Here is a 19,381-nt window from a genome sequence, read left to right as displayed (position 1 = left end):
GACGCAGAACGAACCGGGAGGCGTGATGACGGAATCGGTGGCCAGCCCACGAGGCGCGGAGCAACAGCCGCAACTCAAGCGGGTCATGGGTCCCGGGCTGCTGCTGCTGTTCATCGTCGGGGACATCCTGGGCACGGGCGTCTACGCCTTGGTCGGCGATGTCGCCGGTGAGGTCGGCGGCGCTGCCTGGCTGCCGTTCCTGGTGGCCTTCCTCATCGCCACGATCACGGCTTTCAGCTACCTCGAACTGGTCACCAAGTACCCACAGGCGGCCGGCGCAGCCCTGTACGCGCACAAGGCGTTTGGCATCCACTTCGTCACATTTCTGGTTGCTTTCGTCGTGATGTGTTCGGGAATCACCTCCGCCTCAACGGCTTCCAGGGCATTCGCGGCGAACTTCTACGAAGGCACCGGCATCGAGACGTCGAAGATCGGTGTCGCACTGCTGGCGTTGGGATTCATGGCCTTGCTGGCGGCGATCAACTACCGCGGTGTCGGGGAGAGCGTCAAACTCAACGTCGTCCTGACGATCGTCGAGATCACCGGCTTGGTGATCGTGTTGATGATCGGCTTCTGGGCGTTCACCCGCGGGACCGATGTCGATTTCTCCCGCATCGTGGCGTTCGAGACGGCCGAGGACAAGAACACCTTCCTGGCGGTGACGGCCGCAACGTCGTTGGCCTTCTTCGCCATGGTCGGTTTCGAGGACTCGGTGAACATGGCCGAGGAGACCAAGGATCCCGTCCGCACCTTCCCCAAGATCCTGTTGACGGGTCTCGGGATCGCCGGGATGGTCTACATCCTGATCTCCATCGTGGCGGTGGCGCTGGTGCCCGTCGGGCAGCTCGAAGCGAGCGACACCCCGCTGGTCGAGGTGGTCAAGGCCGGCGCTCCCGAGCTGCCGATGGACACGATCCTGCCGTTCATCACGATGTTCGCGGTGTCGAACACAGCGCTGATCAACATGCTGATGGCCAGTCGGCTCATCTACGGCATGGCCCGCCAGCGGGTGCTGCCCCCGGTGCTCGGAACCGTGCACCCGCAACGTCGCTCACCCTGGGTGGCGATCGTGTTCACCACCGTCATCGCCTTCGGTGTGATCATCTACGTCAGCACGGCCGCCAGCAGCAACGCGATCGCCATTCTCGGCGGCACCACGAGCCTGCTGCTGCTTGCGGTGTTCGCTGTTGTCAACGTCGCGGTGCTGGTTCTGCGCAGCGACGTGCGCCACGACGGCCACCACTTCAAGACGCCAACGGCGTTGCCGGTCATCGGGTTTGTCGCGTCGCTGTATCTGGTGACGCCTCTGTCGGGCCGGCCTGTGCAGCAGTACATCGTCGCCGGCGGTCTGATCGTCATCGGAATCGGCCTGTTCTTCCTGACCCAGGCGATCAACCGTCAACTCGGCATTCAGGACGGGCAGATCACCAATCCGGAAGATCTGGCGGCGGGCCCGGAATAGGGGATTACGCGAAGAAGGGGCCGACTCTGTCGAGGCGGCCCCTTTTTCGGTGTGGGGTTATTCGACGTCGACGAAGTAGGTGCGTCCGGCGGGGACTTGGATGCGGTCGTCGCGTTGGGCGTCCCAGACCCATGTGGTGAATTCGGGGCCGGGTCGCACGGCGATGATGGTGGCGTCTGTGAGGGCGGTGCCGCTGTGGCGGTTGATGATGACGCGGTTGCCGTCGGCTTCGAGTGCGTTGATGGTGGCGTAGGCGTCGCTGGAGCTTGACGGGGCGGCTGCGGCGGGGGCGGCCAGGCCCAGGATCGCGGCCGACAGGCCCGCGGCGGCGGTAGCGGCGATGGTGGCGGTGGTGATGGTCTTCATTGCTCTGATTCCCTCGGTGCGGGTCGGAGCCGTGGAGCGGATCACGCGGTTTCGACGTTTGGTTGATCGTGGCGATCTGCCTGATGAAACCGGGGTGTGGAGGGTTTCATTTCCGGTGGCAGAAATTGATCGCCCCGTGACCGGATCTGATCGTCACCGATTCGAATTGGTGCGCCGACGTGTCACACCCCGCTGGCATAATCGAACACATGTTCGATAGCGTTCCGTCAGTGGCGGAGATCAACGCGGCCAGCGCGGCCGGGTTGATCGACGCCGCCCGGATCTGCTCGCGCGCGGAGAACATCGCCGCCTACCGCAAGCTGGCGGTACTGGCCGAGTTGTTCGACCGCCGCACCCAGTTGCCGTCGGCCCGCGACCGGGAGAACTGGTTCCTCGACCCCGATCGGGCGGTGGCCGCCGAACTGGCCGCCGCGCTCGGGGTGACCCAAGGGTTGGCGCTGGCCCAAACCGACCGGGCCGTCGCACTGCGCGACCGCCTCCCCAAAGTGGCGGCGTTGTTCGCCCAGGGACTGATCAGCGACCTGGTGGTACGCACCATCGTCTACCGCACCGGGCTGATCGGCGATCCCGACCTGATGGCCGCCGTGGATGCCGCCCTGGCCGCCCAGGTCGGGTTCTGGGGGCGGCTGTCGCGGGAAAAGATCGACCAGGCCATCGACGCCACGGTCATCACCCACGACCCCGCCGCCCACCGCGTACCGCGCCACCGCCAAGCCGAGCGGGGCTTGCAGATCGGCGACCCCGCCGATCCGCCGGGGTTTCAGACGGTGTGGGCGCGGATGAACAGCAGCGACGCCGCCGCGCTAGGCGACCGTATCGAGGCGATCGCGCGCACCGTCTGCCAGGCCGACCCCCGCCCCCTCGACGAGCGCCGCAACGACGCGCTGGCCGCCATCGGCTACGGCCTCGACGCCCTGGCCTGCGGCTGCGGACTCTCGGACTGCCACGCCGCCAACAACCCCGCCCCCACCCCCAACACCTTCATCTACGTCGTCACCGACACCACCACCCTGCACACCGCAAAAGACCACGCACACGCCCAACCTGCGCCGGACGCTGCCGAGCAAGAGCCGACCCAAACCGAGCCGGCCGACAGCGAGCAGGACGAAGCCCAGTCACCCGAACCCGAGGCTGAGCCCGAACCCGAACCTGAGCCCGGGACTGAGGACGGGTCTGCGTCGCGGGCAGAGCTGCGCCCGCAGCCCGCCGAAGAACAATCGCCGCCGCAGGCCGAGGTCGACGCTGACCCCGCGCAGGACGAGGACGAGACCGAGGACGAGGACGAGGACGAGGCTGAGGCTGAGGACACCACGGGGCCAGAGCCGGCTTCCCCGGTCACCTCGGCGACCGCGTCGTCGCCGAAAGCCGCGCTGATCTTCGGCGCCGGGCTGGTCCCCGCCGCCGGGCTGCACCCACTGCTGGGCAACGCCCGCATCCGCGAAATCATCCACCCCGGCGACAGCCCCGCCGAGCCCCGCTACCTGCCCTCCCGCGCACTGGCCGAGTTCATCCGCTGCCGCGACCTGACCTGTCGGTTCCCGCTGTGCGACATCGCAGCCACCAAAGCCGACATCGACCACACCGTGCCCCACCCCATCGGCCCCACCCACGCCTCAAACCTCAAGTGCCTCTGCCGTTTTCACCACTTACTCAAAACGTTCTGGTGCGGACCCGACGGCTGGACCGACCGGCAATACCCCGACGGCACCATCAAATGGGTCAGCCCCACCGGCCACACCTATCTCACCAAACCCGGCAGCGCCCTGCTGTTCCCGGCCCTGTGCAAACCCACCGCCACCCTCTGGACCAACGGCCCACCACCCCCACCACCCACCGACCAACGACGCGGCATCATGATGCCCCGGCGGCGATACACCCGCGCCCAAGCCCAAACCCGCTACAACCAAGTCCTCCGCCGCATCAACGAAGCAGCCCTGACCAACAACGGCGACCAACTCCTCCCACCACCCAACGACGCACCCCCGTTCTAGCCGTCGGTGGAACCGCTGAGGCGGGCAAATCTGTTCTCCAGCAGGGCAACCCGGTGGGAGTTGCCGGGTAATCCGATGTAACGGGAACCGAACAGCGCCAACAATGCATCGTCGAGGCGACGCACCGCGCCGGCAGGGAACCGGTAATCCATTGCGGCATCGACGGCGTCGGCATCGATCCCCGCCAGGGCCGCATCCACCTCGTCGGTCGAGTCGATACCGAGGTCCAGCAGCAGACCGGCCATCCAGGCGTAATGCTCGGTACGCGACCAGCCCGCACTGGGGAACCTGCTGGCCAAGTAGGCCGCCAGCACCGGCGTCGGAATCCCGGGTGCGCCAGGCGTCTCCGGGGTCCGCGCGCTCGGGGAGGTGGACCGCAGCCGCTCCCGAATGGCGGAGAACTCACGGTCGGCCAATTCCAGCAGTCCCGCGGCCAGGGTGAAGCGACGGTTCAGATCCGGCGCATCCTCCTCGGGGATGGACCCCTTGTAGCGGACATCGTGCTCGAACTCCGCCCACGCGTGCTGAAGGATGGTCCGCACCTGCACCGACGCCGCCTGCTGCTCACCTTTGGCCGCGACCAACAGATGTCTGCTCGCGTAACCGAACCGGCCTTCAGCCGCGGTCTCCATCCCCAGATCGCGGTCGTCGAGCAACTGCATCTCCTCGTTGAGCACGTTGGCGACGGCGCCGACATCGTCGCGCAGGTAGGTGATGACCCGCAGGCCGACCTGGTCGGTGATCTCGACCAGAGGATCGGTATACAGCCGCCGCCCGTCGACGTGGCGGTCGGCCTTCGCAGCGAAAGACGCCACCGACTTGGTCCGCGCCGTGACACTGAGGTAGTTGATCCCGGCGTCGTCGAGCAGGCCGGTGACCGTCGCGAGGTACCGGTCGGTGACACCGACAAGGTGCGGTCGGCGCTCGGCGTACGTCGCGATGGCCTGGTGGACCGCGCCGGGTGTGGGCTCCGGCGGCGCGGGCTCCAGATCCGACGGCAGTGTGGGTGTGACGATGTAGCCGGTGTCGCTGTCGCCGTAGTAGGTGACGTCGTCGGGCCGACGGGCGGCGAACATCGCCACATACGCGCACACCACCGCGTCCACCGGATCCTCGACCCGCCTCAGTTCGCTCTTGCGCGAGGCGGTTTCGGCCGCGGCGCGCAACCGCGCCCAGTCCTCGCTGCCGTTCGTACGTAAGGCGGGGTCGGCGCCGGCGAGTCCCTCGATGAGCTCCATCAACCGCACCAGCTCGGTGCGCATGTGGGCCAGGGAGCGGCCAGGCTTGCTCTTGTACTTCAGCGTCCGTCCCAACCGGAACAGCGCCACCGTCGCCGCATGCGGATACACCTCCAGCGCGCGCCGCGGTGCCCCGGACCGTGGATCGATGTCCAGATCCAGCGCTTCGGCCAATCGGGCGGCCCGGGTGCCGTCGGCGAATTCGGGCCGGCCGGTGTTGGACGGATGTGTCCCGGCCTGGAACCGCGCGAAGTCGGCGTTGATCGCGCGCTCGGCGGGCCGCTGGCCCGTCGCGTTCCGCACGACCAAGGGAGCGTCGAAGCCGACGACGCAGTCGTCCTCGGCATACGGCTCGAGAAGCGAGCAGATGCTCGCGTCGTCGGAGGCCACCGTGGCCAGCACCAGTCGGCCGCTGTCGTCGACGACGGCCACGCCCGTGGGTTTGCGCTGGCCCCATGCGAGGTCCACACCGATGAAGTGCACGGTGTCTACTGTGCACGACCGAGGCTCGTAGGCTGTCTGATCGTGAGCATCCCGAACGTGCTGGCCAACCGCTACGCCAGTGAAGAGATGGTGGCGATCTGGTCGCCGGAGGCCAAGATCGTGGCCGAGCGACGGCTGTGGCTGGCGGTGCTGAAAGCCCAGGCAGAGCTGGGCGTGGACGTGCCCGCCGGCGTGGTCGCCGACTACGAGGCCGTGCTGGACACCGTCGACCTGGCGTCCATCGCCGCGCGCGAACGGGTCCTGCGCCACGACGTCAAAGCCCGGATCGAGGAGTTCAATGCCCTGGCCGGGCACGAGCACGTGCACAAGGGCATGACCAGCCGCGACCTCACCGAGAACGTCGAGCAGCTGCAGATCCGCCGGTCACTGGAACTGGTGCGCGACCACAGCGTCGCGGTGCTGGCCCGGTTGGCCGAACGGGCGGTGCTGTACCGCGACGTGGTGATGGCAGGTCGCAGTCACAACGTCGCCGCGCAGGCGACCACGCTCGGTAAGCGATTCGCGTCCGCGGCCGAAGAACTGCTGGTGGCGATCACCCGGGTCGACGAGCTGATCGCCCGCTACCCGCTGCGCGGCATCAAAGGCCCGATGGGCACCGCGCAGGACATGCTCGACCTGTTCGACGGTGACACCGAACGCCTCGCCGATCTGGAACGCCGCGTGGCCCAGTTCCTGGGCTTCGCCGAGATGTTCACCAGTGTCGGCCAGGTCTACCCCCGTTCGCTGGACCACGACGTCGTTTCGGCGCTGGTCCAGCTCGGTGCCGGACCGTCCTCGTTGGCGCACACCATCCGGCTGATGGCCGGCCACGAACTGGTTACCGAAGGTTTCGCTCCCGGCCAGGTCGGTTCGTCGGCCATGCCGCACAAGATGAACACCCGCAGCTGTGAACGCGTCAACGGCCTGCAGGTGGTGCTGCGCGGATACGCCTCGATGGCCGCCGAACTCGCCGGCGCGCAATGGAACGAGGGTGACGTGTTCTGTTCGGTGGTGCGACGCGTCGCGCTGCCCGATGCGTTCTTCGCCCTCGACGGGCAGAGCGAGACGTTCCTGACCGTCCTCGACGAGTTCGGTGCGTATCCCGCGGTGATCCAGCGTGAACTCGACCGCTACCTGCCGTTCCTGGCGACCACCCGCATCCTGATCGCGGCGGTCCGTGCCGGTGTCGGCCGCGAGACCGCCCACGAGGTCATCAAGGAACACGCCGTGGCCGTCGCCCTGGACATGCGGGAGAAGGGCGCCGAACCCGACCTGCTCGACCGGCTTGCTCGTGATCCGCGGCTGCCCCTGGACCGTCCGGCGCTCGACGCAGCGTTGGCCGATAGGCAGGTCTTCAGCGGCGCAGCCGGTGACCAGGTGGACCGCGTGGTCGCAGCCGTAGACGCGGTGGTCGCCCGGCATCCCGAAGCCGCGAAATACACCTCCGGCGCAATCCTGTGACCGCGCCCGGCGATCTCGCCCAGATCGATTTCACCGATCTGGACAACTTCGCCGACGGCTTCCCGCATGACCTCTTTGCCGTACACCGGGAGCTAGCACCGGTGTACTGGCACGGGCCCACCGAGAACACCCCCGACGGCGAAGGATTCTGGTCGGTCGCCACCCACGCCGAAACCCTTGCGGTTCTGCGTGATCCGCAGACCTACTCGTCGGTGACCGGCGGCGATCGGCCGTTCGGAGGCACACTGCTGCAGGATCTGCCGATCGCGGGGCAGCTGCTGAACATGATGGACGACCCGCGCCACGCCGAGGTGCGCCGCCTCATCAGCTCCGGACTGACCCCGCGGATGATCACCCGGGTCGAGGACGACCTCCGCGCGCGGGCGCGCCGTCTGCTCGACGACGTCGAGCCCGGGTCCCCGTTCGACTTCGTCACCGACATCGCCGCCGAGGTCCCGATGCAGATGATCTGCATCCTGCTCGGAGTTCCCGAGTCCGAGCGACACTGGATCTTCGAGGCCATCGAACCCAGCTTCGACTTCGGCGGCTCCCGCAAGGCGTCGATTACCCGCCTGTCGGTGGAGGAAGCCGGCTCCCGGATGTTCGCCTACGGCCAGGAATTGATCGCGGCCAAACGCGCTCGACCCACCGACGACATGCTCTCGGTCGTGGTGAACTCCGTCGATCCCACGCTGACCGACCTCGAAAGCTACCTGTTCTTCAACCTGCTGTTCAGCGCCGGGGCGGAGACCACCCGCAATGCCATTGCCGGGGGACTGCTGGCGTTGGTCGAGAACCCCGATGCCTACCGGGCACTGCGCGAGGACCCGTCGCTCCTACCGACCGCGATCGAGGAGATGGTGCGCTGGACCTCGCCGTCGCCGTCCAAGCGACGTACCGTCACCCGTCCCGCGACGCTGGGCGGTCACCAAGTCGAGCCGGGTCAGAAGGTGCTGGTGTGGGAGGGCTCGGCCAACCGAGACGCCGCCGTGTTCGCCGACGCGGACCGCTTCGACATCACGCGGAAACCCAACCCGCACCTGGGATTCGGTCAGGGCGTGCACTACTGCCTGGGGGCCAACCTGGCTCGTCTCGAGCTGCGGGTGATCTTCGAGGAAGTGCTCGGCAGGTATTCCTCGGTCACCCCGGCCGCACCGGTGGAATGGACCCGCAGCAACCGGCACACCGGGATCCGGCACCTGGTGGTGGAATTCGACTCGTGAAGCCCGATGCGTTCGCAGCGGTTATGGCGACGGGCATCGTGTCCATCGCGATGGGCCAACACGGCTACTGGACGGTCAGCACGGTGCTGGCGGTGCTGGCCGTGGTGGCGCTGCCGGTGCTGGCGGTGACCGGGGTGATCCGTTGGCGCCGTGAGCCATTGGATCTGCGTGATCCCGACGTTCCGATCAAGCTGTTCACCTTCGTGGCCGCCTGCGCGGTACTGGACACCCGGTTGGCCGACATCCCCGGTGCGCTGTGGACGCTCGCCGTGCTGGCGATGGTCGTGTGGATTTTCCTGGGTGTCGCGACCGTGCGGGCGATCGCCGCGCAGCGGTGGTCGGACTGGATCGAAAGGTCCCGAGGAGCGTGGGAGCTGCCGAGCGTGGGCACCTCGGGGCTGGCCATCGTGCTGACCCAACTGGCGGCGTTCACCGGTTGGCGCCCGTTGCTGGGTGTGGCCGCGCTGCTGTGGGCGTCAGCCCTGGTGATCTACGCCGTGATGACGGGACTGATTCTCCGGCGCGCCGTGCTGGCCCGTCTGGACCCCGACGGGTTCGAGCCCGACGCCTGGATCCTGATGGGCGGGTTGGCGATCGCGGCCCTGGCCGGTCATCACCTCCACCGGCTGCTCGACGATGGATGGCTCGCCGAGGTGACGCGCTGGGGCGCCGCGGCGGCGTGGCTGGGTGCCACCGTATGGATCACCCCGCTGCTCTACTTCGCGCTGAGGTACCTGCGGCGACCGCATGTCCTGCGGTTCGCGGGCGTCTGGTGGGCCATGGTGTTCCCGCTCGGCATGTATGCGGTGGCCACTCACGGGATCGTCGACGAAACCGGTTGGCCTGCCTTGATCACCGTGTCGTTGGTGGTCTGCTGGGTGGCGATGCTGACGTGGCTGGGCGTCACCGCGGGTGGGCTGGCCGCGGCCGCGAGATCGCTGACGGTCCAGCGGACGGGTGGACAGCACGGTTAGGCTGGACCGCGATGGATCCCGGAGCTCCCGACTGGCGCGCGTCCGATGCCGACCGCGCCGCAGTGACGACGATCCTCGAGCATGCGGTGGGCCAGGGCATGCTGACCCTGGACGAATACACCCAGCGGGTCGACGTCGTGTTGGCCGCCAGAACCCGCAGCGAGCTGGACCGCGTGATCGCCGACCTTCCGCATGTCCGTCGCGACGCCGCACCCGCCCCACCCGAGGTGCTGAAGAGCTGGATGTCGGGCATCTCCCGCAAGGGGGGATGGACGGTGCCGGCCAGGCTGCGGTTGGTGACGCGGATGTGCTCGACGACACTGGATTTCAGCTCCGCGGTGCTGCCCGGTCCGGTGGTCTACATCGACATCGACGACTACCTGAGCTCCACCGAACTCATCCTGCCCGACGGCGCGACCGCCGACCTCAACGGCGTCGCCAACATCGGATCGTCCACGTCGGTCAAGGTGCCGACCAGCCCGCCGTCGCGCCGACTGCACGTCGTGGTCAGCGGGAAGGTGCGGTTCGGGTCGCTGACCGCCCGCCATCCGTTCGGCACGTCGCTCAAGCGGCTGCTCAAGTAACGGGAAGGCAGGTATGGGCGACACTGCACCGCCGCGCGTGGACGGCTCCGAGAAAGAGGTGCTGGTCGGCTTTCTCGACTATCTGCGGCAATCGGTGGTGGCCAAGCTCGACGGTGCTCCCGAACCCGCCGTCCGCGCTGCCGGCGTCCCCTCCGGGACGAACTGCCTGGGTTTGGTGAACCACCTCGCCCACGTGGAGCGGTTCATGTTCCTCGGCGAGGACGCCGACTGGCCCGCCACCTTTCACGCCGCCGCGCACCAGACCGTCGAGTCCGTGATCGCCGACTACCGCGACGCCGTCGACCGGGCCAATACGGTGATCGCCGCCTGCGAGGACCTCACGGCACCGTGCGCCCGCCCGGCCCGTGCCGGCACGCGTCCGTCGATGCGGTGGGCACTGACGCACATGATCGAGGAAACGGCGCGGCACGCCGGTCACCTCGACATCCTCCGCGAGCAGATCGACGGCGCCGTCGGTCGCTGAGAGGGTCAGTGCGGTGCCGTCCGGAGGTTGGCCGCCCGGATGCCGGCCGAGCGGAGTTCGAGAGCAGCCAGCCCACGGATCGCGACGCGATCCTGCTCGCGCCAGGCACCCACCGGATCGGGGCTGATCGCGGCGAGCTTCGGCAACGGGCGGTTCGCCAGCGCACGCAGCGCCAACAGTTGCTCACCGGCCTGCGTCGACGCCAGCGTGACAGCGGTCCACTTGCGGCGCGCGAACCGCAGCCGCAGCACCACCCACGGCATGCCGACCAGCATGATCGGCGGTGCGGCGACTGCCAGGGCCAGCACCCAGGCCAGCCAGCTCGCCGTGCTGTCCAGGCTGTGCCCGGCGCCGGCGATGTCCAGCGCCGCCTCGCTGGCCGCGCGCAGCGGTCCGGCGATCGAATCGCCGATCAGCGGCACGCTGTCGGCACGGTTACCTGCCGAATCCAGGTTCTCGGAGACGCCGGTGGCGCCGTCGTTCAACTGGCGGCCCACCTCGGCGATCATGGTCACCGCGGCGTGCACGGCCACCCCGACCGACACCCACACCGCCACCCAGATCGCGATGAGGATGTCGGCGGTCAGCTGCGCCAGCAGGCGGCCCGGCGTGCCGGCGTAGGGAACATACCTCGACGTCATGGCTTCGATCCCAGCACAGAGCGCCCGATAGGCTGGCCGAATGCGCCCCGATCTGTCCGACTACGAGCATCTGGCCAGCGGCAAGGTTCGAGAGCTCTACCGCATCGACGACAGGCACCTGTTGTTCGTCGCCACCGACCGGATCTCGGCCTACGACCACATCCTCGACTCCGAGATCCCGGACAAGGGCCGCATCCTGACCGCGATGAGCGTGTTCTTCTTCGACTTCCTGCGTGAAACAGCGGGTGCGGCGAACCATCTGGCCGGGCCACCGGACGACGAGCGCATCCCCACCGAGGTGCTGGGCCGGGCCCTGGTGGTCGAAGAACTCGACATGCTGCCCGTGGAGGCCGTCGCCCGCGGCTACCTCACCGGATCCGGACTCCTCGACTATCAGAAGACCGGCAGCGTGTGCGGCATCGAACTACCTGCCGGCCTGGTCGAAGCCAGCAGGTTCGCCGAACCGCTGTTCACGCCGGCGACGAAGGCCGACCTGGGCGACCACGACGTCAACATCAGTTATGCCGACGTCGTGGACCTTATCGGCGCCGACCGGGCCGAGCAGCTGCGCGCACGCACGCTGCAGATCTACAGCGCCGGCGCCGAACACGCACTGACCAAGGGGATCATCGTCGCGGACACCAAGTTCGAGTTCGGTGTCGACTCCCGCGGAGAGCTGACCCTCGCCGACGAGGTGTTCACCCCCGATTCGTCGCGCTACTGGCGCGCCGACGACTACACCGAGGGCGCCGTGCAGAACAGCTTCGACAAACAGTTCGTGCGCAACTGGCTGACCGGCCCGGAGTCCGGCTGGGACCGCACCGGCGACCAACCCCCACCACCGCTGCCGCCCGACATCGTCGATGCCACCAGAGCACGCTACATCGAAGCCTACGAACGTATTTCGGGCCGACGGTTCGACGACTGGATCGGAGCCCCCGCGTGAAAGCCCCCGTCGCCCGCCGCGTCGAACACCGTCGCGAACACCACGGAGACGTCTTCGTCGACCACTACGAGTGGCTGCGCGACAAGACCGACCCGGATGTGGTGGCCCACCTCGAGGCGGAGAACGCCTACACCGAACACCGGACCGCCAACCTTGCGCCTTTGCGGCAGAAGATCTTCGACGAGATCAAAGCCCGCACCAAGGAGACCGACCTGTCGGTGCCCACCCGGCGGGGAGACTGGTGGTACTACGGACGCAGCTTCGCCGGCAAACAGTACGGCGTGCAATGCCGTTGCCCCGTCGACGACCCCGACGACTGGACACCCCCGGAGTTCGACGAGGACACCGAGATCCCCGGCGAACAGGTCCTGCTCGACGAGAACATCGAAGCCGAGGGCCATGACTTCTTCGCCCTCGGCGCGGCCGGAGTCAGCATCGACGGCAATACGCTGGCCTACTCGGTGGACGTCAGAGGCGACGAACGCTATACGTTGCGCTTCAAAGACCTACGCACCGGAGAGCGTTACCCCGACGAGATCGCCGGGATCGGCGCCGGGGTCACCTGGGCGGCCGACAACGCGACCGTCTACTACGTCACCGTCGACGACGCATGGCGTCCCGACACCGTCTGGCGGCACCGCCTGGGCTCCCAGGAACCCGACGAACGCGTCTACCACGAACCCGACGAACGCTTCTGGGTCGGCGTCGGCCGCACCCGCAGCAACAAATACATCGTCATCGCCGCCGGCAGCGCCGTCACCTCCGAGCTCCGCTACGGACCAGCCGACGACCCCGCCGCCGGGTTCCAGACCATCTGGGAACGCCGCGATTCCGTCGAATACTCCGTCGACCACGCCGTCGTCGGCGGCGAGGACCGGTTCCTGATCCTGCACAACGACGGCGCCGAGAACTTCACCCTGGTCGAGGCCCCGGTCGACGATCCCACCGCGCACCGGACGCTGATCGAACACCGCGACGACGTCCGCCTCGATTCGGTCGACGCGTTCGACGGCCACCTGGTGGTCAGTTACCGCAGCGAGGCGCTGCCGCGGATCGCGCTGTGGCCGGTGGACGGCGACGGGTACGGGACGATGCAACCGATCACGTTCGACTCCGAACTGATGTCGGTGGGGCTGTCGGCCAACCCGAACTGGAGTGCCCCGAAACTACGAATCGGCGCGACGTCGTTCGTCACGCCGGTGCGCATCTACGATCTGGACCTGGCCACCGGGGAACGCACACTGCTGCGCGAGCAACCGGTGCTGGGGGACTACCGCCCGCAGGACTACGTGGAGCGCCGCGACTGGGCGATCGCCGAAGACGGTGCACGCGTGCCGATCTCGATCGTGCATCGCGCCGGTGTCGCCACGCCGGCCGCAACTCTGCTCTACGGGTACGGCGCCTACGAGTCGTGCGAGGATCCGCGGTTCTCGATCGCGCGGCTCTCGCTGCTCGATCGCGGCATGGTGTTCGCCGTCGCCCACGTGCGGGGCGGCGGGGAACTCGGCCGGCCCTGGTACGAACACGGCAAGCTACTGGAGAAGCGCAACACGTTCACCGACTTCATCGCCGTCGGACGCCACCTCGTCGACGCCGGGATCACCCGGCCGGACAGGCTCGTCGCCTACGGCGGCAGTGCCGGTGGCCTGCTGGTCGGCGCGGTGGCCAACATGGCGCCGGAACTGTTCGCCGGTGTGCTGGCCGCGGTCCCGTTCGTCGATCCGTTGACCACGATCCTCGATCCGTCGCTGCCGTTGACGGTCACCGAATGGGACGAATGGGGTAACCCGCTGGAGGACCCCGAGGTCTACCGGTACATGAAGTCCTACTCGCCGTACGAGAACGTCGAAGCCAAGGACTATCCGGCGATCCTGGCGATGACGTCGCTCAACGACACCCGCGTCTACTACGTGGAGCCCGCGAAATGGGTTGCCGCACTGCGGCATGTCCAGGGAGATGGCGCCGATGTACTCCTCAAGACCGAGATGAACGCCGGCCACGGCGGCATCAGCGGCCGCTACGAGCGGTGGAAGGAAACCGCGTTCCAGTACGCGTGGCTCCTGCATGTGGCCAAAGCCGACGGCGATTCCGGCTAGGCCGATGGTCAAGACCACCTACCACCACGGCGATCTGAGAGCCACGATCCTCAGCCACGCCGCGGTCCTGGTGGCCGAACGCGGAGCCGACGGTGTCTCGCTGCGCGAACTGGCCCGCGCTGCCGGGGTCTCGCACGCCGCGCCCGCCCACCACTTCACCGACCGTCGTGGCCTGTTCACCGCGCTCGCCGCGCAGGGCTGGCGGATGCTGGCAGACGCGCTGTCCGGGTCTCGTCCCGAATTCCTCGACGCCGCACTGGCGTACGTGCGGTTCGCCACCGACAATCCCGGACACTACGCAGTGATGTTCGACCGCTCCCTGGTCGATCCGACGGACCCCGAACTGCGGGCCGCCCGCGACGCGGCTGGCACCGAACTGGCCGCCGGCGTCGAGACCCTGGACGATCCACGCGCGCGGGAAGACCCGCGGGCCGCCGGTCTGGCCGCGTGGTCACTGGTCCACGGGTTCGTGATGCTGCACCTCAACGACGTCGTCGCCGTCGGCGACGATCCGGTGGCCACCGCTCAACGCGTGGCGCGGATGCTGTTCAGCTGAGCATGCCGGAGGGTACGTTCGGTGCCATGACCGACACCGCACTCACCGACATTCCGCTGACCACTCTCGACGGCAGGTCCACGACGCTCGCCGAACTCGCCGGCGGCGCTGCGCTGGTGGTCAACGTGGCCTCCAAATGCGGTCTCACACCGCAGTACACCGGACTGGAGAAACTGGCGAAAGAGTACGGCGACCGCGGACTGACCGTGATCGGGGTCCCGTGCAACCAGTTCATGGGCCAGGAACCCGGCACGGCCGAGGAGATCCAGACATTCTGCTCGACCACCTACGGGGTGACGTTCCCGCTGCTGGCCAAGACCGATGTCAACGGCGCCGACCGGCATCCCCTCTACGCGAAGCTCACCGAGGCCACCGACGACAGCGGGGAGGCCGGCGACATCCAGTGGAACTTCGAGAAGTTCCTGATCGCACCCGACGGCCGCGTCGTCAAGCGGTTCCGTCCGCGCACCGAACCCGACGCGCCCGAGGTCATCTCGGCCATCGAGGACGTTCTGTCCCGCTAGCAGCTGTACACCCGGCGTCGCCGTCTCGGCCACCTCGGCGACACCTACGGCTGTGACACTGCTGGTGTGGCAGGACAATTGATCGTCTCGATCTCCGGAATTCGGCAGCGCACCCTCGACGACGTCATCGCCTTCCACGCGCAGCTGGCCGCGCGCGGGGTCCCCGCGTCGCTGCTGGTGAAGACCCGCACGAAAACCGGCCATCGACTCGACGCGGACCCGCAGACCGTCGACTGGTTGACCGGTCGCCGTCGCGACGGCGACGCGATCGTGTTGCACGGCTTCGAGGACGCCGCGACATTGCCGGCTCACGAAGCCAACCTGCGCCTGACGGCCGCCGACCGGATGCTCGATCATCTGGGCCTGCGCACCCGTCTGTTCGCGGGGCCCAAGTGGAACAGCTCCGAGGGGACCGCGACCGCATTGCGTCGCAACGGATTCCGAATCTCGGCCAATCTGCACGAAATCGTCGACCTGGTGCGGAAAGACGTGGTGCGGGGCAGAGTTCTCGGTATCGGTGAGGGTTTCCTGGCCGAGCCCTGGTGGTGTCGCACGCTCGTGTTGGCCGCCGAACGCACTGCGAGGCGGCACGGTGTCGTGCGCGTCGCGGTGGCCGCACGACATCTGCGCCGCCCGGGACCCCGGCAGGCGATGCTGGACGCGGTCGATCTCGCCTTGATGCACGGCTGCGTGCCCGCCGTGTATCGGTGGCGGGAGAGACCTGCGCTGACTGACGCCGCGTAAGCGTCTGCGTCGCTAGATTGGCGGAATGGCAGATGCTGATGTCATCGTGGTCGGTGCCGGTCTGGCGGGTCTGGTGGCCGCGTGCGAGCTTGCCGACCGGGGTCGCCGCGTCCTGATCGTCGACCAGGAGAACGCCGCGAACATCGGCGGCCAGGCCTTCTGGTCCTTCGGCGGGCTGTTCTTCGTCGACAGTCCCGAGCAGCGGCGCCTCGGCATCCGCGACAGTCATGAGCTCGCGCTGCAGGACTGGCTGGGTACTGCCGGGTTCGACCGCGAGGAGGACCACTGGCCGCGCCAGTGGGCACACGCCTATGTCGACTTCGCCGCGGGGGAGAAGCGGCAGTGGCTGCGCGACCGCGGACTGCAGACCTTCGCGCTGGTCGGCTGGGCCGAGCGCGGCGGTTACGACGCGCGCGGACACGGCAACTCGGTGCCCCGCTTCCACATCACCTGGGGCACCGGCCCCGCCCTGGTCGACATCTTCGCGCGCCGTCTCGCCAGTCGCGCCGGCGTCCGGTTCGCCCACCGCCACCGCGTCGACGAACTCATCGTCGAAGACGGCGCCGTCGTCGGGGTGCGCGGCACGGTCCTGGAACCCAGCACCGCCGCGCGCGGCGTCGCGTCATCCCGGGAACCGGTCGGCGACTTCGAGTTCCGCGCGCAGGCGGTGATCGTCGCCAGCGGCGGCATCGGCGGAAACCACGACCTGGTCCGCAAGAACTGGCCGCCCCGCATGGGACGCGTCCCCGAGCAGCTGCTCAGCGGCGTACCCGCCCACGTCGACGGACGGATGCTGGGCATCTCCGAGGCCGCGGGCGCTCACGTCATCAACAGCGACCGGATGTGGCACTACACCGAAGGCATCACCAACTACGACCCGATCTGGCCGCGCCACGGCATCCGGATCCTGCCCGGCCCGTCGTCGCTGTGGCTCGACGCCACCGGGAAAAGGCTGCCCGCCCCGCTCTATCCGGGCTTCGACACGCTCGGCACGCTGGAGTACATCGCCGCGACCGGGCACGACTACACGTGGTTCGTGCTGAACAAACGGATCATCGACAAGGAATTCGGGCTGTCGGGCCAGGAACAGAACCCGGACCTGACCGGACGCAGCGTGCGCGCAGTGCTGGACCGGGCCCGCAACGGTCCCGCACCGGTGCACGCATTCGTCGACAAAGGGGTCGACTTCGTCACCGCCGCCAACCTGCGCGACCTGGTGACCGCCATGAACGCCGTCCCCGACACCGAAGCCCTGGACTACGACGCCGTCGAGGCCGAGGTGACCGCGCGCGACCGCGAGGTCGCCAACCGCTTCACCAAGGACAGTCAGATCACCGCCATCCGTGGCGCCCGCAACTACCTGCCCGACCGGATCAGCCGGGTGGTCGCGCCCCATCGGCTCACCGACCCCAAAGCCGGACCGATGATCGCGGTCAAACTGCACATCCTGACCCGAAAATCGTTGGGCGGGCTGGAGACCGACCTCGACTCCCGGGCGTTGCGGGCCGACGGTTCGGCGCTGCCCGGGTTGTACGCGGCCGGTGAGGCCGCCGGCTTCGGTGGGGGAGGGCTGCACGGATACCGCTCCCTGGAGGGCACGTTCCTGGGCGGCTGCGTGTTCTCCGGACGTGCGGCCGGCCGCGCCGCAGCGCGTGACGTCGGTTAGAAACCGGTCGCGGACTCCGGGGTCAGGACCTGGAAGTCGGTGTCGGTCATCTCGGTCAGCCGCCCGTAGAAGATCGGCCGGGCCGCCTCGGCGATGATGCCCTGGTGGATCGGCACCGCGTGCGTCGGACCGACCGCGCGCAGGTAGTCGACCGCTTCGGAGATCTTCAGCCACGGCGCGGCCGCCGGGGTGGCCAGCACGTCCACCGGTTCGCCCGGCACGAACAACGCGTCACCGGGATGCATCAGCTTGGCCGGATGCTCGTCGTCGCCGACGAGATAGGAGATGTTGTCGATCTCGGGGAGCTCGGGATGGATGACCGCGTGGCGGCCACCGGCGCCGCGGATCCTGAGGTGGCCGATAGACAGCTCATCGCCGACGTGCACGGCCTGCCACGGAGCGCCCAGCTGTGCGGCGGTCTGCGGGTCGGCGTAGAGCGCGGCCTGCGGGTTGGCCTCCACCAGCGCGGGCAGACGCTGCGGGTCGGCGTGGTCGGGGTGCTGGTGGGTGACCAGGATGGCCGCCAGCCCGGTGATGCCCTCGAAGCCGTGGCTGAACGTCCCGGGATCGAACAGCACCGTCGTGTCAGGCCCCGAATCGGTGGGGAAGCTCGCCAGCAGGCAGGAATGGCCGAAGTGAGTGAGCTGCATGGGGGCATTGTCGCGCAGGTAGAGTGTCTCCGTGGCAACAGTGGTGGTACACGTCATGCCGAAAGCCGAGATTCTGGACCCGCAGGGCCAGGCCATCGTCGGCGCGCTCCAGCGCCTCGGTTTCGACGGAATCTCAGATGTCCGGCAGGGCAAGCGGTTTGAGTTGCAGATCGACGGAGACATCGACGACGACAAGCTCGCCGAGATCGCCGAGTCGCTGCTGGCGAACACGGTGATCGAGGACTGGACCATCACCCGGGAGCCGGCCGGGGGCAACGCATGAGCGCACGGGTGGGGGTCATCACATTCCCGGGAACACTCGACGACGTCGACGCCGCGCGCGCCGTGCGGCTGGCCGGCGGTGAGGCGGTCAGCCTGTGGCACGCCGACGCCGATCTCAAGAGTGTGGACGCGGTGATCGTGCCCGGCGGCTTCTCCTACGGCGACTACCTGCGCGCCGGCGCCATCGCGAAGTTCGCCCCGGTGATGGGCGAGGTGATCACCGCTGCCCGCCGCGGGATGCCGGTGCTCGGCATCTGCAACGGTTTCCAGGTGCTCTGCGAGGCGGGACTGCTGCCCGGCGCGCTGACCCGCAACGTCGGCCTGCACTTCATCTGCCGCGACACCTGGCTCGAAGTGGCCTCGAACACCACCGCGTGGACGAGCCGGTACGAGCAGGGCGCCGACCTGCTGATCCCGCTGAAATCCGGCGAGGGTCGCTACGTCGCGAGCGAGCAGGTACTCGACGAACTCGAAGGCGAGGGCCGCGTGGTGTTCCGCTACCGCGAGAACCTCAACGGTTCGATGCGCGCCATCGCCGGGATTAGCTCGGCCGACGGCCGCGTGGTGGGCCTGATGCCACACCCCGAGCACGCCACCGAAGCCCTGACCGGGCCCTCGGATGACGGGCTGGGCATCTTCTACTCCGCGCTCGACGCCGTTTTGGTGTCCTGACCCCTCCGCGGTCGCTGCTACGTTTTTTCCTGTGCTGGTCGACCCGGATTTGTTGCGCGCATTCGCCGCAGAAGTGCAGTCCGCCGCCGCTTCGCTGAGTGGTCTCGACGTCGGAGCCACCGCGGGTACGGCGGCCGACGGTCTGCCCGGCTCCTCGACGCAATGGGCGACCCGGCACGTCGGGAACCGGCTGGGCACCATCGCAGCCGACCTGATCAGCGACATCTCGGCGATGGGCGTCGCCGTCCGCGGTGCCGGTGACCGCTATGAGGTGACCGACGAGAGCCTGGCGGGCCAGTTCACGAAGCTGTTCTGAC

Annotated in this window: 20 protein-coding genes; 16 read left to right on the top strand and 4 right to left on the bottom strand. The window is 68.2% G+C overall.

Annotated features, from left to right (window positions below; genetic code table 11):
• Positions 1–25 precede the first annotated feature (25 nt).
• Positions 26–1,462 carry an APC family permease gene (locus ACAG25_RS11320; protein ID WP_370488492.1) on the top strand — a complete coding sequence of 479 codons (1,437 nt, stop codon included), beginning with the start codon at positions 26–28 and terminating at the stop codon, positions 1,460–1,462.
• Positions 1,463–1,519: 57 nt separating this feature from the next.
• Here the strand turns inward: ACAG25_RS11320 and ACAG25_RS11315 are convergent, their stop codons facing one another.
• Positions 1,520–1,828 carry a hypothetical protein gene (locus ACAG25_RS11315; RefSeq protein WP_370488491.1) on the bottom strand — a complete coding sequence of 103 codons (309 nt, stop codon included), beginning with the start codon at positions 1,826–1,828 and terminating at the stop codon, positions 1,520–1,522.
• A 230-nt stretch (positions 1,829–2,058) separates the two neighbouring features.
• Between ACAG25_RS11315 and ACAG25_RS11310 the strand changes: the two genes are divergently transcribed.
• On the top strand, positions 2,059–3,840 hold the full coding sequence (locus ACAG25_RS11310; RefSeq protein WP_370488489.1) for a DUF222 domain-containing protein: 1,782 nt from the start codon (positions 2,059–2,061) through the stop codon (positions 3,838–3,840).
• Here ACAG25_RS11310 and relZ read toward each other — a convergent pair.
• Positions 3,837–5,561, bottom strand: coding sequence for a bifunctional ribonuclease/(p)ppGpp synthase (gene relZ, locus ACAG25_RS11305; RefSeq protein ID WP_370488487.1), 1,725 nt, complete (start codon positions 5,559–5,561; stop codon positions 3,837–3,839). The two genes, ACAG25_RS11310 and relZ, sit on opposite strands and share 4 nt — an antisense overlap.
• Positions 5,562–5,603: 42 nt before the next feature.
• Here relZ and purB point away from each other — a divergent pair, with 42 nt between their 5' ends.
• From purB to ACAG25_RS11280, 5 genes are read left to right on the top strand one after another with little or no spacing between them, the layout of a single operon-like run.
• Positions 5,604–7,022, top strand: a complete 1,419-nt coding sequence (gene purB / locus ACAG25_RS11300) for an adenylosuccinate lyase (protein WP_370488486.1) — start codon at positions 5,604–5,606, stop codon at positions 7,020–7,022.
• Complete coding sequence (locus ACAG25_RS11295; RefSeq protein ID WP_370488484.1) at positions 7,019–8,245, top strand: cytochrome P450; 1,227 nt, start codon at positions 7,019–7,021, stop codon at positions 8,243–8,245. Before purB ends, ACAG25_RS11295 begins: the two co-directional genes overlap by 4 nt.
• A complete protein-coding gene (locus tag ACAG25_RS11290; protein ID WP_370488482.1) occupies positions 8,185–9,219 on the top strand; it encodes a tellurite resistance/C4-dicarboxylate transporter family protein in 1,035 nt (344 codons plus the stop codon). The genes ACAG25_RS11295 and ACAG25_RS11290 overlap by 61 nt, the downstream gene beginning before the upstream one ends.
• A gap of 11 nt (positions 9,220–9,230) precedes the next feature.
• Positions 9,231–9,803 (top strand): DUF1707 domain-containing protein, encoded by a 573-nt coding sequence (locus tag ACAG25_RS11285; protein WP_370488481.1) that lies wholly within the window; start codon positions 9,231–9,233, stop codon positions 9,801–9,803.
• A gap of 13 nt (positions 9,804–9,816) precedes the next feature.
• A complete protein-coding gene (locus ACAG25_RS11280; protein ID WP_370488480.1) occupies positions 9,817–10,287 on the top strand; it encodes a DinB family protein in 471 nt (156 codons plus the stop codon).
• A gap of 5 nt (positions 10,288–10,292) precedes the next feature.
• Here ACAG25_RS11280 and ACAG25_RS11275 read toward each other — a convergent pair whose 3' ends face one another.
• Entirely contained in the window at positions 10,293–10,928 is a 636-nt protein-coding gene (locus tag ACAG25_RS11275) for a hypothetical protein (RefSeq protein WP_370488479.1), read from the bottom strand.
• A gap of 40 nt (positions 10,929–10,968) precedes the next feature.
• Here ACAG25_RS11275 and ACAG25_RS11270 point away from each other — a divergent pair, with 40 nt between their 5' ends.
• From ACAG25_RS11270 to ACAG25_RS11245, 6 genes are all read left to right on the top strand, one after another.
• Positions 10,969–11,874 (top strand): phosphoribosylaminoimidazolesuccinocarboxamide synthase, encoded by a 906-nt coding sequence (locus tag ACAG25_RS11270; RefSeq protein WP_370488478.1) that lies wholly within the window; start codon positions 10,969–10,971, stop codon positions 11,872–11,874.
• Entirely contained in the window at positions 11,871–13,970 is a 2,100-nt protein-coding gene (locus tag ACAG25_RS11265; RefSeq protein ID WP_370488476.1) for a S9 family peptidase, read from the top strand. Before ACAG25_RS11270 ends, ACAG25_RS11265 begins: the two co-directional genes overlap by 4 nt.
• Positions 13,971–13,974: 4 nt before the next feature.
• Positions 13,975–14,526 (top strand): TetR/AcrR family transcriptional regulator, encoded by a 552-nt coding sequence (locus ACAG25_RS11260; protein ID WP_370488475.1) that lies wholly within the window; start codon positions 13,975–13,977, stop codon positions 14,524–14,526.
• 26 nt (positions 14,527–14,552) lie between these two features.
• Positions 14,553–15,050 (top strand): glutathione peroxidase, encoded by a 498-nt coding sequence (locus tag ACAG25_RS11255; protein WP_370488473.1) that lies wholly within the window; start codon positions 14,553–14,555, stop codon positions 15,048–15,050.
• 66 nt (positions 15,051–15,116) lie between these two features.
• On the top strand, positions 15,117–15,794 hold the full coding sequence (locus ACAG25_RS11250) for a DUF2334 domain-containing protein (protein WP_370488472.1): 678 nt from the start codon (positions 15,117–15,119) through the stop codon (positions 15,792–15,794).
• Between the two features lie 25 nt (positions 15,795–15,819).
• A complete protein-coding gene (locus ACAG25_RS11245) occupies positions 15,820–17,460 on the top strand; it encodes an FAD-binding dehydrogenase (RefSeq protein WP_370488471.1) in 1,641 nt (546 codons plus the stop codon).
• Here the strand turns inward: ACAG25_RS11245 and ACAG25_RS11240 are convergent.
• Positions 17,457–18,110 carry an MBL fold metallo-hydrolase gene (locus tag ACAG25_RS11240; protein WP_370488469.1) on the bottom strand — a complete coding sequence of 218 codons (654 nt, stop codon included), beginning with the start codon at positions 18,108–18,110 and terminating at the stop codon, positions 17,457–17,459. The genes ACAG25_RS11245 and ACAG25_RS11240 overlap by 4 nt on opposite strands.
• 31 nt (positions 18,111–18,141) lie before the next feature.
• Between ACAG25_RS11240 and purS the strand changes: the two genes are divergently transcribed.
• From purS to ACAG25_RS11225, 3 genes are read left to right on the top strand one after another with little or no spacing between them, the layout of a single operon-like run.
• Positions 18,142–18,393, top strand: a complete 252-nt coding sequence (gene purS / locus ACAG25_RS11235; protein WP_370488468.1) for a phosphoribosylformylglycinamidine synthase subunit PurS — start codon at positions 18,142–18,144, stop codon at positions 18,391–18,393.
• Positions 18,390–19,064, top strand: coding sequence for a phosphoribosylformylglycinamidine synthase subunit PurQ (purQ, locus tag ACAG25_RS11230; protein WP_370488466.1), 675 nt, complete (start codon positions 18,390–18,392; stop codon positions 19,062–19,064). The genes purS and purQ overlap by 4 nt, the downstream gene beginning before the upstream one ends.
• 31 nt (positions 19,065–19,095) lie before the next feature.
• Positions 19,096–19,380: a hypothetical protein gene (locus tag ACAG25_RS11225; RefSeq protein ID WP_370488464.1), complete on the top strand. Its 285-nt coding sequence runs from the start codon at positions 19,096–19,098 to the stop codon at positions 19,378–19,380.
• Position 19,381: the final 1 nt, after the last annotated feature.

This window comes from Mycobacterium sp. pV006 (assembly GCF_041287115.1).
GTDB lineage: Bacteria > Actinomycetota > Actinomycetes > Mycobacteriales > Mycobacteriaceae > Mycobacterium.
Note: the sequence above shows the minus strand (reverse complement) of the source record. Positions and strands in the feature narration are given on the sequence as shown.

Coding starts and splice junctions, on each gene's coding strand:
- ACAG25_RS11320 (WP_370488492.1), top strand. CDS start 26: ATGACGGAATCGGTGGCCAGCCCACGAGGCGCGGAGCAACAGCCGCAA.
- ACAG25_RS11315 (WP_370488491.1), bottom strand. CDS start 1,828: ATGAAGACCATCACCACCGCCACCATCGCCGCTACCGCCGCCGCGGGC.
- ACAG25_RS11290 (WP_370488482.1), top strand. CDS start 8,185: ATGGACCCGCAGCAACCGGCACACCGGGATCCGGCACCTGGTGGTGGA.
- ACAG25_RS11285 (WP_370488481.1), top strand. CDS start 9,231: ATGGATCCCGGAGCTCCCGACTGGCGCGCGTCCGATGCCGACCGCGCC.
- ACAG25_RS11280 (WP_370488480.1), top strand. CDS start 9,817: ATGGGCGACACTGCACCGCCGCGCGTGGACGGCTCCGAGAAAGAGGTG.
- ACAG25_RS11275 (WP_370488479.1), bottom strand. CDS start 10,928: ATGACGTCGAGGTATGTTCCCTACGCCGGCACGCCGGGCCGCCTGCTG.
- ACAG25_RS11270 (WP_370488478.1), top strand. CDS start 10,969: ATGCGCCCCGATCTGTCCGACTACGAGCATCTGGCCAGCGGCAAGGTT.
- ACAG25_RS11260 (WP_370488475.1), top strand. CDS start 13,975: ATGGTCAAGACCACCTACCACCACGGCGATCTGAGAGCCACGATCCTC.
- ACAG25_RS11255 (WP_370488473.1), top strand. CDS start 14,553: ATGACCGACACCGCACTCACCGACATTCCGCTGACCACTCTCGACGGC.
- ACAG25_RS11245 (WP_370488471.1), top strand. CDS start 15,820: ATGGCAGATGCTGATGTCATCGTGGTCGGTGCCGGTCTGGCGGGTCTG.
- ACAG25_RS11240 (WP_370488469.1), bottom strand. CDS start 18,110: ATGCAGCTCACTCACTTCGGCCATTCCTGCCTGCTGGCGAGCTTCCCC.
- purQ (WP_370488466.1), top strand. CDS start 18,390: ATGAGCGCACGGGTGGGGGTCATCACATTCCCGGGAACACTCGACGAC.